The sequence below is a fragment of the Rhizobium sp. BK456 genome, from assembly GCF_014194045.1.
Taxonomy (GTDB): Bacteria; Pseudomonadota; Alphaproteobacteria; order Rhizobiales; family Rhizobiaceae; genus Rhizobium; species Rhizobium redzepovicii.
Window position 1 is genome coordinate 414,777 of record NZ_JACIAO010000003.1, and the last position, 13,082, is coordinate 427,858.

At 57.0% G+C, this 13,082-nt stretch carries 16 protein-coding genes and 1 pseudogene; 9 read left to right on the forward strand and 8 right to left on the reverse strand.

The genetic code is table 11. The features are described 5' to 3' along the window. Positions 1-105: 105 nt before the first annotated feature. From FHX03_RS11655 to FHX03_RS11670, 4 genes are all read right to left on the reverse strand, one after another. The gene (locus FHX03_RS11655; RefSeq protein WP_183853701.1) at positions 106-471 is read right to left on the reverse strand and encodes a hypothetical protein; all 366 of its coding nucleotides are present in this window, start codon (positions 469-471) and stop codon (positions 106-108) included. 223 nt (positions 472-694) lie between these two features. Beyond that, a complete protein-coding gene (locus FHX03_RS11660; protein ID WP_183853703.1) occupies positions 695-835 on the reverse strand; it encodes a hypothetical protein in 141 nt (46 codons plus the stop codon). Beyond that, a complete protein-coding gene (locus FHX03_RS11665) occupies positions 820-1,113 on the reverse strand; it encodes an HNH endonuclease (protein WP_183853706.1) in 294 nt (97 codons plus the stop codon). The genes FHX03_RS11660 and FHX03_RS11665 overlap by 16 nt, the downstream gene beginning before the upstream one ends. A 3-nt stretch (positions 1,114-1,116) precedes the next feature. Continuing rightward, on the reverse strand, positions 1,117-1,383 hold the full coding sequence (locus tag FHX03_RS11670) for a hypothetical protein (RefSeq protein ID WP_183853708.1): 267 nt from the start codon (positions 1,381-1,383) through the stop codon (positions 1,117-1,119). A gap of 224 nt (positions 1,384-1,607) precedes the next feature. Between FHX03_RS11670 and FHX03_RS11675 the strand changes: the two genes are divergently transcribed. The 4 genes from FHX03_RS11675 to FHX03_RS11690 all read left to right on the forward strand — a co-directional run bounded on the left by FHX03_RS11675 (position 1,608) and on the right by FHX03_RS11690 (position 3,992). Next, positions 1,608-1,778: a hypothetical protein gene (locus tag FHX03_RS11675; RefSeq protein WP_183853710.1), complete on the forward strand. Its 171-nt coding sequence runs from the start codon at positions 1,608-1,610 to the stop codon at positions 1,776-1,778. Then, positions 1,775-2,044 carry a hypothetical protein gene (locus FHX03_RS11680; RefSeq protein WP_183853712.1) on the forward strand — a complete coding sequence of 90 codons (270 nt, stop codon included), beginning with the start codon at positions 1,775-1,777 and terminating at the stop codon, positions 2,042-2,044. The genes FHX03_RS11675 and FHX03_RS11680 overlap by 4 nt, the downstream gene beginning before the upstream one ends. A gap of 120 nt (positions 2,045-2,164) precedes the next feature. Continuing rightward, positions 2,165-2,710 carry a hypothetical protein gene (locus tag FHX03_RS11685; protein ID WP_183853714.1) on the forward strand — a complete coding sequence of 182 codons (546 nt, stop codon included), beginning with the start codon at positions 2,165-2,167 and terminating at the stop codon, positions 2,708-2,710. Between the two features lies 1 nt (position 2,711). Then, complete coding sequence (locus FHX03_RS11690) at positions 2,712-3,992, forward strand: hypothetical protein (protein WP_183853716.1); 1,281 nt, start codon at positions 2,712-2,714, stop codon at positions 3,990-3,992. Between the two features lie 212 nt (positions 3,993-4,204). Here the strand turns inward: FHX03_RS11690 and FHX03_RS11700 are convergent. Then, positions 4,205-4,435: pseudogene (locus FHX03_RS11700) on the reverse strand (ATP-dependent DNA ligase); the annotation flags it as partial. Between the two features lie 386 nt (positions 4,436-4,821). Here FHX03_RS11700 and FHX03_RS11705 point away from each other — a divergent pair. After that, positions 4,822-5,127, forward strand: a complete 306-nt coding sequence (locus tag FHX03_RS11705) for a hypothetical protein (RefSeq protein WP_183853718.1) — start codon at positions 4,822-4,824, stop codon at positions 5,125-5,127. Between the two features lie 118 nt (positions 5,128-5,245). Here the strand turns inward: FHX03_RS11705 and FHX03_RS11710 are convergent, their stop codons facing one another. After that, a complete protein-coding gene (locus tag FHX03_RS11710; protein ID WP_183853720.1) occupies positions 5,246-6,316 on the reverse strand; it encodes an acyltransferase family protein in 1,071 nt (356 codons plus the stop codon). A gap of 254 nt (positions 6,317-6,570) precedes the next feature. On the opposite strand from FHX03_RS11710, the gene FHX03_RS11715 reads away from it, so the two are divergent. Beyond that, the gene (locus tag FHX03_RS11715) at positions 6,571-6,771 is read left to right on the forward strand and encodes a hypothetical protein (RefSeq protein WP_183853721.1); all 201 of its coding nucleotides are present in this window, start codon (positions 6,571-6,573) and stop codon (positions 6,769-6,771) included. Positions 6,772-7,100: 329 nt separating this feature from the next. Then, positions 7,101-7,316 (forward strand): hypothetical protein, encoded by a 216-nt coding sequence (locus FHX03_RS11720; RefSeq protein WP_183778904.1) that lies wholly within the window; start codon positions 7,101-7,103, stop codon positions 7,314-7,316. Positions 7,317-7,433: 117 nt separating this feature from the next. On the opposite strand, the gene FHX03_RS11725 is transcribed toward FHX03_RS11720, so the two are convergent. Next, positions 7,434-7,889, reverse strand: coding sequence for a hypothetical protein (locus tag FHX03_RS11725; protein ID WP_131710965.1), 456 nt, complete (start codon positions 7,887-7,889; stop codon positions 7,434-7,436). 415 nt (positions 7,890-8,304) lie between these two features. On the opposite strand from FHX03_RS11725, the gene FHX03_RS11730 reads away from it, so the two are divergent. Continuing rightward, a complete protein-coding gene (locus FHX03_RS11730) occupies positions 8,305-9,564 on the forward strand; it encodes a glycosyltransferase family 2 protein (RefSeq protein ID WP_183853723.1) in 1,260 nt (419 codons plus the stop codon). Then, on the forward strand, positions 9,542-10,252 hold the full coding sequence (locus tag FHX03_RS11735) for an SOS response-associated peptidase (protein ID WP_183853725.1): 711 nt from the start codon (positions 9,542-9,544) through the stop codon (positions 10,250-10,252). Before FHX03_RS11730 ends, FHX03_RS11735 begins: the two co-directional genes overlap by 23 nt. 348 nt (positions 10,253-10,600) lie before the next feature. Here FHX03_RS11735 and FHX03_RS11740 read toward each other — a convergent pair whose 3' ends face one another. Beyond that, positions 10,601-13,057: an FAD-dependent oxidoreductase gene (locus FHX03_RS11740; RefSeq protein WP_246699223.1), complete on the reverse strand. Its 2,457-nt coding sequence runs from the start codon at positions 13,055-13,057 to the stop codon at positions 10,601-10,603. Positions 13,058-13,082 lie beyond the last annotated feature (25 nt).

Consider the following 13,082-nt stretch of genomic DNA (forward strand, 5'->3'; position numbering starts at 1 on the left):
TTGCCTAACTAGGAAGGGTGGCGAGATTCTTCACTTAGAGCACGAGAAACCGCCGGCTGGTGAGGCCGACGGCGACTTTGGAACCTTATGCCAATGCGCCCTGCATCATCGAATTTGGCGCGCTATGGAGCCAGAAAGATCCGACGGAGGTCGCTTCCTGCTAGCTTCCTCCAGATTGACAAGATCCCTCACAAAACCCATAGCATATGTCTCGCCGAAGTGCTTCTGGATTGAGGTGTCGAACTCATCCTTAAGCCGGCTTGAATCATTAAAATACGACATCTCAACGAAGTATGCGCCCGCCAGGGAATAGTGCGCCAGGCCACATAGCTTCGCCGCTTGGACGATTTCGTCAACGGTCGACTTGTCGCCGACCTCCATAAAGGCGTTATCCAGATCGCGGTTGAATTTCGCCAACAGTCCAGCTGCAACTAAATCTTGAACCTTGGCAGGCATCGTCGTCTTTCTCATGTCAATCTCCTCTAGCAGGCGCGGCCACGCGGGCGCGCGCAGTTGATCACCCGCTGGCTCGACATGAGCGCACGGTTCTCCGGATGCCCGCAAAAGCGGGTTGGGTTGCGTTGAGAAGTCTCGCTAATGGGCTGGCTCCGAAGAGCTGCGAGTCGAGACATGGCCTTAAGGCGATGCGGCACCTACGTCCGCAGTCTTTTTTTAGCGCAACTCATGCATGCAGTCAACCGGCCGGCGCGCTGCTGGTGTGGTCGCAGGTGGTGACCGCGCCGGCCATTGGTGTTGGTGAGCGGTCAGCCGCATCATGCGGCGAGAACGGCTGACCGCCGATCGGCCAGGGCGGGCCGATTAGAAATCCTTGCATCCGCTTATGAACTCCCAGAGCTCGCCCCGGCGGTAGCTTGTGTACAAGAGCCAGTCCATTCCGCCGCGCTCCTCGTTGCAGCGCCGGCATGCCAAGGCAATATTATCCCGGTTGTTACGGCCTCCGTCGGCTCGGCGCCGCAAATGCTCAAGTGTCTCAGCGTTAGGCGGCTGCTTCCATGGTGGCCGGTCACTCAGAACCATCGGCTGGAGGCAGTAGCAGCAGCGGCCGCCCTGCTTCTCGCGTATCTTGATGCGGTTCTGGATGTGGCGGGTCATGGCCTAACCAAAAATAGGCTTGAGCGCCGGGCCAAAGACCGCTCGACGCGCCCTGCCGTGTGACGCACTGAGTATTTCGATTTCGTAGAGTTCGCGGCCCATCAGAGTGGCAGTGCGGTCCACAATGATGGCCGACATTTCGCCGAACATGGCGCGGTCACCGATAGCATAGCGAAAGCGGGCCGGCACCTGCCTCGGGAGAGTTGCCGGCGGCTGCCAAGCGCCACTTGCGACGTTGGCGGGCGTTGCGGGGATGGAGACGTTCATCATCTCGACCTCCCCTATCTTCTTGTAAAATTTGCGATGGCAGATCTTGCGATCAACCCCCGCGGCAAAAGTGTTCTGTCTGCGGCTGCCATATTGGACATTCGGGCTACTCCTAGCTGTGTACGCATTTGTTAGTATTTGTATAGCGAATGATTTTATGGCGGTCAACTGCGAAATGCGGTAAATGTTTGCATACTGCGAACACGCCGCTGATGAGGAAGAATAATATGGCGAAGACTGCCGCTATCGGCATTCGGATAGAGCCGGAACTGAAAGACGCCATCGAAGCGGCCGCTAAAGCCGATCGCCGGTCCGTCGCGTCGTATATCGAGAAAGTCATCGCCGATGATCTGGAAAAGCGCGGGTTATTGCCGCCGGCGGAACGGTCTGGACAATGATCTTTTCACACACAGCCAGAATTCTCGCGTACCTTGCGCTCATCGTCGGAGCTTCGCAGCTTGTGTTAGGTTTGGTCATCGCGACAGAGGCGCTGCTTCCGTATGAGCAAGCCTTGGCGCGGTACGCCCCTGGCGCTCCCAATTCCGGCGCCGTGATCGACCGCGGCATTCAAAAATTGCTCATCGCTGTGGCGCTAGGAACGCTCTCTGAAATCAGTTTCCGCCTTCTGAAGATGGCGGCGAGCAACAAGCTCGATCGCGCTTGACCGCCCTCACCCGACTCACCTAGCTTCTCATCGCGGCCCACCAATCCGCTTGCGTTCCGCCACCACCGGACAAAGACAGCTTTCGGCACTCCCGCCGACGGCCGACTGCGTGGAGGTCTTATGGACTCGCAATTTCCCCTCGATAAAATTTACACAGCTGATGAAGCTGCCGAACGTCTCAGGCTGACCAATCGTGGTTTGATCAAGCTTGGTAAAGCATATGGCTTGTGCTCACGGCGCGGCCGCGAATACCTCTTTTCAGAGGCAGACATCCTCGGCTTGTGGGAGGTGCTTCGCGAGCCTCCCAAACAGCCCAAGCCGCCGAGCGTGAAGGCTGCGCCATTGGGCGACTTTTGGAAGGAAAACTTCTGGCGTTTCGCCCCGTCCGTCGCCGTTGACCGGCGCGAGATAGCAGTCCTTCGCTTCCTCAGCAGTCAGAGGGCGCCGCGCTCTTGCAATCAGATCAAGCGAGCCGGCCCACGCACGGTTGAATCGTTCCTCAAGCAGGGCTTCGTCGTCGAGCGTGCTCGCGACGCTCAATGCGATCCCATGATTGTCATCACAGATGAAGGACGTGAGCAAATCACCAAAGTAGATCGCTGGATAAAGGAGAGGGCCAAGCACGGAAAGGGCGCAGGAGGCTGGGATAGAGAGGTGAGTAAGTGAGATGAACGACGCCAAAATAAAAAGAAACTACACGAGGGAAGAACTTCACGAATTGGTCTGGGCAACGCCGATACAAAAGCTAGCCGCGGAATTCGGCCTATCTGACAGAGGACTGGCAAAGACATGCGCGAGGCATCTCGTACCCGTTCCGCCCCGCGGACACTGGGCGAGGGTCGAAGCGGGACAAAGTGTCAAGCGTACGCCTCTCAGAGAAGTTGAGAACAAGAACCTTCACACAGTTCACATTGGCGCCACCAAGATGGGCTTCCTGAGCGAAAGCGTCATGGCGGCGGTGGCCGCGTCGAAATCCGCATTGATCGCTGCAAAGGCAGAACGTCGAAAGTCTGCCCCATTGAGTGCCGCCTGCTTAGCCTTAGAAGAGCCGGGCGACAGCCCGCACAAATGGATCTCGGCTGCGGTTAAGCAGCTACGCAAGGCAAAACCTGATGACGATGGTGTGGTGAAAGCACCCGGCATTATCGTCCATGAGCGAAGCCGTGAAAGAGCAATCCTCATTCTTCATAACCTGGCAAGGACCTGTGAAGAGCGAGGATCAGAGCTATCGACTGACGAAAGAGGACAGTTGATTTTCAAGGCGGATATCGGGTCAGGGAGCATCGCGCTTCTTGAGGAAAGACGACGATTCAAGCACATCCCGACGGCCGAAGAGAGCGTCGAGCACGGCAAGATCCTCGCCAAGCGGCAGCGAGAACGGGAAAGAGGGGATTGGTCTTTCGGCCGCACCGAGCCATGGCCAGAGTATGATATCGTCTACACCGGAAAATTCACGCTTACCTGCGACAACGGTTCTGGTGACGGGCTTCGGAAGTCATGGAGCGATGGCAAGTCGCAAAGCGTGGAAAATATGCTTGACGCCTTTCTTGATGGGATCAAGCTGATCATATCTGCTGAAGCCGAGCGACGCCGGATTTACGCCGAGAAGGAGCGTCAACGGAAAGCACTGCAACACAGACGCCATCTTGCGGAGCAACGGGTTGACCGGGAAAAGAACCGCCTGGCCTATCTGGATTGGATCGCGCAGACTCGTCGGGAAGTTGACTCCCTTCGAGCCACCATCAATGCTGTACCGATGACTGCACACCTTCCCCCGGACTACCAGCGGATGATCCAGTGGGCGGGATCTCGCCTATCGGAGCTGGAGGAGCAAACGACTGTAGAAAAAATACAGGCTACCTTGGTTGAGCGAGAACTATACGCCGATCCAGATCCGCTATACGACCCAGAAGGTGAGCCGCCGGCGAAGGTGAATTACTGGGATTAAACGCCGTCTGAATGGTCTATCAAAAGGAGAAATGCATGACTGAGGAAGTGCGTTTCGGCGCTCTAGAAGAGCCAGACGACACCTGGGCGATCATCGACCTGCGCACCGGCAAGATCGCCTAGCGGTCCGGTCTCATACTGGCGCGGCTCCGAAAAGGTGCAGTGTTAGGGATGATCCAGATCGTTGAACAGATTGAGGACGCGCCAAAGAGCATCAACTGATGACCGCAACCGATAGCCGTCCCACTTGATCTCAAAAACCCAATCATCGCCCTTCGGCGGTTTGGCCTTGAGCAGCGCTAGGCACGGCTCGACGCGCGCCGGCATCGGGTCCAGGGGCAGGTTCGGCTGGGCGGGATCTCGGCGCCGGCGCGGGCGGCTTCGGAGCTGCGTGTCGGCTTCACCGAGCAGCGGCAGGGAAGGTTTGCGGGACGGCTTCGCCATGCTGACACTTCAGCAGCGGCGCTCGGAAAAGCAATTTGCCCAAATTCATTAGGTGCGGGTCGGGAACTTTCTGTTGCAACGGCGGGTTTTTGCGCGAGGATGCGCTTTCGTCTGCTCCCCAGCAACTATGGCGCAGCCGCCTTTCCGTCTGTACAAACTAGCCCCGCCATCTAGCGGGGCTTTTTTTGCGGTGAACTCATGATCCGGGAACCTGTTCAGGCAGTTATGGGTTGTGACGACGGGCCGCACGGCTTCAGTATCTTGTACTGCTGCACCCCTGTTCGCAGTGGCCGTGCGGTCCACCGGGCCGCTCTGGGAACCCCTCATGGCTTAAAAGCCAATTCACCCAGATTGATTATTGAAGCGGCTAGGGCAATGTTCCGGATATGCCCACTCGATACCAACCACTCTACAAATGGCGCGGCACGAAGATCGACGAACGCGATCAGCCGACGGATCTCGATTGGCTGGGCTATGACGGGGAAATAACCATCGGGAGGATACGAATGGAGAGCGGCGGGCCGAAAAACGGCATGTGGCAATGGAGTGTCCTTGGCCCAAGTGTGCGCCGAAGGCTGACGCTCCACCAAGGCTTCGAAGTTGAACCGCGCGAGGCTATTCGAAAGGTCGAGGAATACTATCACCGGCTGATGCGTTTAAACGGAATGCGAGGAAGCAAGGATGATCGCTGAATTGATCGTATCCGCCTCGTTGGCGGCGGTGGACGGCGACACAGTCAAATGTGATGGGCAGAACCTTTTGATCAGCCCGCAAGACTTCATTGCTCGGCTATGTCGGTCGAAGTCAGCTTCACGGACTGACAGCCTGTCGCTGGAAGAATGAAATTCGCTTCCACCGCAGCGCACGCTTTTCCAAAAGATGCCATGAAAGCCAACCGAGCAATAAGCTTGTCGGCAAAGAAAGGACGAAGACCGCCCACCACGTGCTGTACTGGCCGAGAGCATGGTTCATCACCTGCTCCACTGGCCAGCCATAGAGATAGGTCCCGTAGGAGACGTCACCCACCCGTTCGAGGGTCGGCAGGCGTATGGCCGGTGAAGTCGCGATGTAGACAAGCGGATAGGCAAACAACATGGGTCCGTAGAGATAGTCGGGCCAATAGACGAGGCAGAGCACGCCGAGCGCCAGGAAGATCAACGCGAGGACAATATTTGGCCGCCGCCTATCCATCACGAACCAGAGAAACGAACCGCAGAAGAAGTAGGGAGCGATGAAAGTGAAATCCGTCAGGAGCCGTGTGTCTGGCCACGGGTGATCGAAGAAAAGCTCCCAGGTCACGCCCACGGCCAGGGCAAGTGCCATGAATGGCGCTCGCAAACACCCGATTGCCATTAATCCCGCGACGATCAGGTAGCATAAGATTTCCTGCCCGATCGTCCAGAGAGAGCCATTGACGGAGATGCCAAGCGACGAGATTGCTGGATCATAAAACTGCACATGCGGCAGGGTCATGCCATAGCTCGGATCAAGCACCGAATGCACTGTCGTTTTCACATGGAACGACTTGAGCAAGTAAGCACTAATTCCCAACGGGCTGAAGAAGGGGCCAAGGACATAGACGCTGAGAAGCGTGCAGACAACGAGCGCCGGATATATCCTCAGTGCCCGCCGCCAGAGAAAACCACCCACGCTGCCGAACTGCGCGCTCTGCGTGACGAGGAACCCGCTCGTGATGAAAAAAACATAGACGCCCCATAGGCCGAGAAGCTTACCCTCGCCGAGCAAGCGCACAAATGGCTCGTTCGCCTCGGTCTTTTCCGAGATGAGGAACGCATGCGAGAAGATGACCATCGAGGCTGCGACAAGCCTAATCATGTTGAAGTTTGGGTAAAATGCCTTCTTGACCTCCTCCCCGTCCATGAGAGCCTCCCGCGCTTTTATAGTTTAACAAATCCTTAAGGCGAGTTTTGAATGTTGTCACGAGCCGTTGTGAAAACCGGTTAAGTCGAAATAATCTTGAAACGGATCGGCTTATGCTCAGGTGAACTCGTCCGGAGAATGGTTTTGGCCACTGGAGGGCAACGGCTGATCAAAAGATTGATCGCCGGGGCCGTGGCAAATAATTGAACAATCGACCCGGCGCCCCCTTGGTTTGGGGCGAAGTGAGGGCCGCTATGATCCCATTCCAGATTGCGCTGGCGCAAAACGTGCTGAACGACGCCGAGCTGGCGCTCTGCCAAAGGGTGTATGACCACGTCGTTTCGGTGAAGCAAATCAACACAGACGCTGAGCGTGAGGATTTAGCCTGCCGGATTATCCAGTCATTCCAGCATGGCGTGAAGGACGAGGAAGCGCTGCTGCGGCTCCTGCTCTGATCCGCGGCGAAGCGGCCGCGCCTGCATCGTACGAAACCGTACGGGAAAAAAGCAATCGCTTTTCCGTTCGAGCGGCAGGATCGCACAGGTTGCCCTTAGTGACGGGCCGTATGTCAACTCTTCCTTCCTGTGTGATCCGTCCTTTCCAAAATTGCCCCGTCTCGGCGGGGCTCTTTTTTATTGAAGGCGCTGAACAATGGCCGCCCGCGCAGCATCAGAACGTGGCAATCGACGCCGTCAATCCAACGGTAACCAGATACACGTGTCACAGGTGCACTTAGGTTGTTTTCTGATAGTGTCATCTCGTTGAATTGTAGATCGGAAACCAAATGCCTTCGCCTGCTCTTGTCACCGTTCATAGCTGGCTCCCCGGCACTGTGAACAAGAATTTCATCTCGCTGCAAGCAGCAATTGAATACGCTGGGGAGAACATTAACGAGCTTCAGGCGATCGAGATCCTTGTTCGCACTGGTACCCATCGTTACGCGATCCTTGAGGGCCATCAACTTGCTGCTTTGATTGAAATGGTTTGCACGACCCACTGAGCGGGTGACACGCAAAATGATTGGTGCAGCTGAGCCCAGCTACGCCTGGAATGATAGCTATAATGGAAAGGCCGCTTGCATAGCGGCCTCCTCCTCTTCAAGATTGCGAGGCTTCGTTCAGCCTGCGGACTTGATGCTCGTATTGCAAAGGCTCCAATAGCCGCCGCCCTTCTGGATCCACTTCAGATCGCCGAGCGTGCCGGCATCCTTGGCGGCATGGTAGGAGTCGACGCAGGTATGGAGGCGACCCTTTCCAGGCGTCTCGCTCGAATACTTCTTGTCGATCGCCTTCGGGAACTTGACGCTCTTCGGCGCTGCGGTTGTCGGCTTTGCAGGCTCTTTGTCGGTTGTTTTTGCGATGTCCGCTTCGTCTTCCTTATCAGCGGCAGCAGCGTCCGCACCGCAGAACTTGGCGCGGAAATCATTCCACTTCATGTCTTTGGCGGAGCCATCGGTTTTAGCCGCCTGATATTTCGTGCTGCATTCCTTCATCGTCAGCGCGTGCGCCGGCGTCGACATGATAAAAGCAGCAAGCAACGATCCGGCAGCGGAGAGAAGCAATTTGTGCGACATGTGATTGGCCTCGGTCGATGATGTTGATGTTTCAGTCTCCCTCTTCCGCCTGAGCTGTGAGGTCGATGACGGAAGGGCTCCATTGGGGCCTCCGCTCGATGAACCTCAGGTGAACAGTCGTTACATGCGTGGTGATCCGTTTTGCCACGGCCGCTCCGAGCGCCCCTTCAGTGCATATTACACCACTTCGACAAAGTTTTAGGACGAGCGAGATAATCCATTTGGATATGTATTCGACCTGCGCTAACGCGGTTATGCGGTAAAATTTGACGGTCAGAACTTCCTCAAGTAGGCGCATTGGGCTAAAGTCCATTTTTCTTCGGCATCAAGATGCTACTCTGCCGCGCCGCTGTCATGTTGCTTGCTGATGGTGGTGCTTGTACTTTGTAATGCGAGTACGACTAGAGATTGCTGTATGATTTCCAGTTCAAATGAGGATGATCGAAAAACTGTCCATTTGCCCCGACCACTCGTGTCGGTGGTCGTCCCCGCTTTCAATGCTTCACCGTACATCGAACGTACACTTCGATCTGCATTGCAACAGACTTACGCGAATCTTGAGGTCATCGTCGTTGATGATGGCTCTACCGACGATACGTCAAGATTGGTCGAGAAAATGGCCAGGGTGGATTCGCGAATTCGCCTCCTGTCCACGTCAAACCGCGGTGTCGCGGCGGCGAGAAATACCGGCATCCTGGCATCATCAGGCCCATATGTGGCGTTTCTTGACGCGGACGATCTTTGGCATTCGACGAAAATCGAGAAGCAGGTAAATGCGCTCAACAGATTATCCCAGGAGTGGGCCGCTGCTTATGTGTTGCACTATATAATCAATAAAGACGATGAGATCGTTTGCCCCCGCGGCTCCGATGTTGCGAGAGGATATATCTACGCGCGGCATCTCACCTTCAAATACGTTGGCAATGGAAGCGCGCTTCTTGTTCGTCGGGATGTTGCGCTCGAAATTGGCGGGTTCGATCCCTCATATGCAGCAGCAGGAATTGGCGGCTGCGAAGACCTCGATTTCGAACTAAGGCTGGCGGCACGCTATCTTATCGAATCTATCCCGGAACGTCTGGTTGGTTACCGTCAGCATCCCGGCAACATGTCATCAAATCACCTGCAAATGGGCCAAAGCGCTCTGGAAGTTGTCAGGCGCTCGCTGGTCGCAAATCCTCAGCTCCCGCAATACGCAGCACGAAGCGCGACTATCGCTACCCTGAAATTTGCGTTTTGGGAATTCCGCCATGCCAGAAACACCCATTTGTCACTTTTGACCCTTTGGTCGATATCACGCCGCGAGCCGGCCTTCTTTGTCCGGCTCATACTCAAGAAGGGCTTGCGCGTGATACAACGCTGTCATCGTCTTGTTTCCACAACGGCCAACGGTGGAGATCCACCGCAATTGATTAGGTCGAGGTTCGACCAGGACAGGGTCCCTTCCTCCGTCGAACCGCCGAATGCGACCGCTCAATCTCAGCGTCACCTTATGCGGCTGACCGAGGCGGATGTCGAGCTGAGTTCATTTCCCGAGCCTGAGCAAAGAGGGTGGCAACTGTCCGGGATGACCGGCAATGCATTGTTTTGGTCGATATTGACTGATGATTCATCAGCGCCACTTATCGAAACTCGATCCCATACGAGATCTGCGCATGTGTCGCCGCATCTACATTGATAAATCGTTTGACGAGCTGGCGGAAACTTTCAGCTTCGCCCGGCGGGGCCAGGTCTATGACCTGGGTGAACGCCTCCCTCGTTACAACGGCGCTCCCGCCGAAGTTTATCACATCATCATTCAGGACTTGGAACGCGATTGTGTTCGGCCAAAGCCTGCCTTTGCCATCGCTCGCTGGGGCCTCATTCCGTCGTGGATGGAACGACCGCGTCGCCAGCTCCCCGCCCTCGCGCCTCGTGAAGACATAACCTCGAATGAGCTATTCCAAGACGCTTACCGGTCGCGCCGCTGTCTGGTGCCGGTTAGCGGCTTTTTTGAATGGCAGGACGGGATTTACAAGAAGCAACCCTACGCTGTTGCTATGAAGGACCGTTCATTGTTCGCGCTGGCGGGCATCTGGGAAGAATGGCGCCACCCGGCCGGCATCGATATCCGGAGCTTCGCTGTCGTCACCTGCCGATCAAACGAGATGATCTCGGCAGTCCACAATCGCATGCCGGTTGTTCTTCGTCCCGAGGATTATGAGCGCTGGCTGTCCCCAGATCCAGATCCACGCGGAATGATGAAACCGTTCGATGCCAAAGCGATGACGATGTGGCCGATCGCGCGCCGCGTAAGCACCGCCAGAAGAATTGGGTCTGAGGCCTTACGTCGGGTTGATCTCAGCACAAGGCGGGCGCCGCAGTAGGATTAGCAATTTCAGGTAAATTGACGATTTTCTGCACTATGTCATCCTTCTACTGCCGCTCCCCTCGGTGCGGCATCCTTGATAAGGTCGCATCAGTCCTGGTACGAAATGCCCCGTCGTGGCGGGCATTTCGCTTGGACCTGGCCCACCGAATGATTGGTGCGACTAGCGGAATATCTTCCGTCGAATGCCTTATGGAAACCTTGCCGGCCCCTGTCCGTTAAACCGGTAGGGTCGTACTTGTCGAACTTGCCCCGTCTCGACGGGGCATCTTTTATGAGCTTACCGGCTCGTCACCCAGAAACGAAAAAAGCGCCCTCCCCAGTAAAGGAGAGGGCGCTTAGGAACTCATGCCACCTGCGGCAAGATCGGATGGTTGACATCCCTTGCCAGCAATTTCATTCGCAGCGTGGTGTAGTCCACGTTCTGAACCTCGACGTTCCCGTCGATCGCCATCGAAGCCATGACGCCGGCCGCCTCACCTTTCAGGCCGCCGGTTGGCTCAAGTCGCCCCATGTACCAGCAGAGGATCGTCTGTGAGGATGCCCACGGAACGATGACGTTCGTCTTCGTCGCTACATCCGGAACGATTTCCTCGAGCGGAATTGGAGCGATCTTGTCGACGCCAGCCACAAGGCCGCCAGGAACAGAGCCCTGAGTATAAAGCAGGCCGCCAGATGCCACCTTCCAGGCAGGGTGTTTGTCGCAGTCATAGGAGGTGACGGCAACAGTTTTGGTGGATCTCGGAGCGGACCCATCGGTCTTGCAATAGTCCTGCGCGGTGGAGACGTAGCCGGTATTCTTCAGTCTCCAGACCGGGTCACGCTGATACGGGCGATTTGGCCAGTAGAGCAGCCCACCCGGGCCGGGATCGAGGAAGCTGCCGGCGTCAAGCCCGAATGCCTGGAACTGCGTGACTAGCGTTGAGGGAATGCGGCTGTCGCCGGAGTTCGCGTGCCACCAGAACCATCCGAGCTGATAATCCCGAAGGTCGTCGATGACAGCCAGCTGCGCCGCCCTGTTTGCGGCCGTCGCATATCGATAGCCACTGCCCGGCAAGTCTGTCGAGAGGCCGCCAGAGCCGTTATTCACGTCCATCTTGTTCGTCGTGCCGCCGACGGCGAACTGCAAGATGGTCGTGGTAACGGCAGGGTTGCCGATCGTGACGCTGGGGTTGAGCACATACGCGCGCGCCGCCGTCTCGTAGCGCAGGGCATTAAAGTTTCGGTGAGGATCGATAGCCGTTACCGGCACGAGCCGCGCCACGTCTGTCGTCATCGCTAGGCGATAGTTCATGCTCTGAATCGAAGGGTCCACGCCACCAACAGTAAGGCCAGGAAGCGGCATCTCGCCCTGAATATCAGGCAGCAACCCCGACGCCTGAACGCCATCCGTGATGTAGGGGCTGATGTCGGAGCTATAGGGCTTACTCAGGGCGCTAGAGCCCTTGTAGCCGTTGTTCGCTTCCGAGCCGGAACCGGCTGCCTCACTGCCGGTGAACGTTGGGATGCCGGCCGATTTGTGGATGTATTCCCCGTCGTAGTCGGCGGCGATAAACTGCCGAGCCGTGAAGGTGCGACCGTCGTTTGTCGTGAACGACGTGTCCTTCTGCCCGGCGGATGTGATCGATGCTATTCCCGTCGAGAAGTAGACCGGAATATCCTGCCCGAGGATGAGCGTGCCATTGGTTCGAGTCGGGTCAAGCATGCGGCGAACGGCTTGGACGAACTGCCAGCTTTCAACCGAATTGCCGGCTTGGGTGTTGGCGTCGGCTCGGTTGATGATCGTGCTGTTGACCCACGACGTGAGGTCTCGATACAAGCCCTGAAGGGCTGAGAAGTTGTAACAGTCCACATAAGCCAGACCAGACGCCGGCATGCCGCCGATATCCCAATCGGTCTTTGCCAAGTCGTCGAGGACGATGGCGACGGTCTTGCCTTCCTGCTTAGCAGCGTAAGCAGCACAGACGGCGGTCCAGCTGGCACCATAGACGATGACGTCATAATCGGCCGTGCTGGGCGCAAAGCCGGCAGGGTACATGTCCACCATGCCGAACCGGACTTTGTAATAGTAGTCGAGTAGGGCCGCGCTGATCTCCCGGCACTGCGCGTCCGTCAGCGTCACCTTGAAGATGGCGAACAGGCCGCAGTCGTGGGCCGATACCGCGCCGCCATTGATGCCACCGAGATGGATGGTCGGGTTTGTGGCTGGTGCTACATAAGTGGGGGCTGGAGCCTCGCGAGTGATCCCGAATGTGTCGAGGCTGTTCGGCCGAATGCTGTACATCCCCTGGCCAGGGGTGATTGTCGTCGATGTCGACGCGTAGTTCGCGGCCTGCAAGCGCGCGTTAAACTTGTTCGAGGCGTCCCTGATGTTGGCGCCGATGCCGTCACCGCCAGCCGTCTGCGCGCCAAAGTCGCCGCTGGCCGCACCGGTTGCTGTCCGGCTGTAGTAGAAGATCGTGAACTGGCCTTGCGCGAAGGTTTGAAGGCCAATACCGGTGTTGTATTTCGTGGTGGAACTCCACCCGCCCCACCGGTCATTAGCCGTGTAGGTTGGCGTGCCGGCGCCGGTGAGAGTGAGATCGTTCGTCCCAGGATGGACGATGTTCAGCCGGCTGTTGATCTCGGTCGGCGTCGAGGGAACATAGCAGGCCAGAAAGTCCGACATGCTGGCGCCTGCGGCTTTGACGCGCACGATGAGGCGGTCGAAAGCCAGTTTCTGCCGGCGGGTCATGGTGATGCCCTGCGCGGCCCTTGCCGTCTCCAGCGTCAGCGTCTCGGCTTGGAAAGTGAACGCGGGCAACGGAAGTTGACCACTGGAGGCTGGG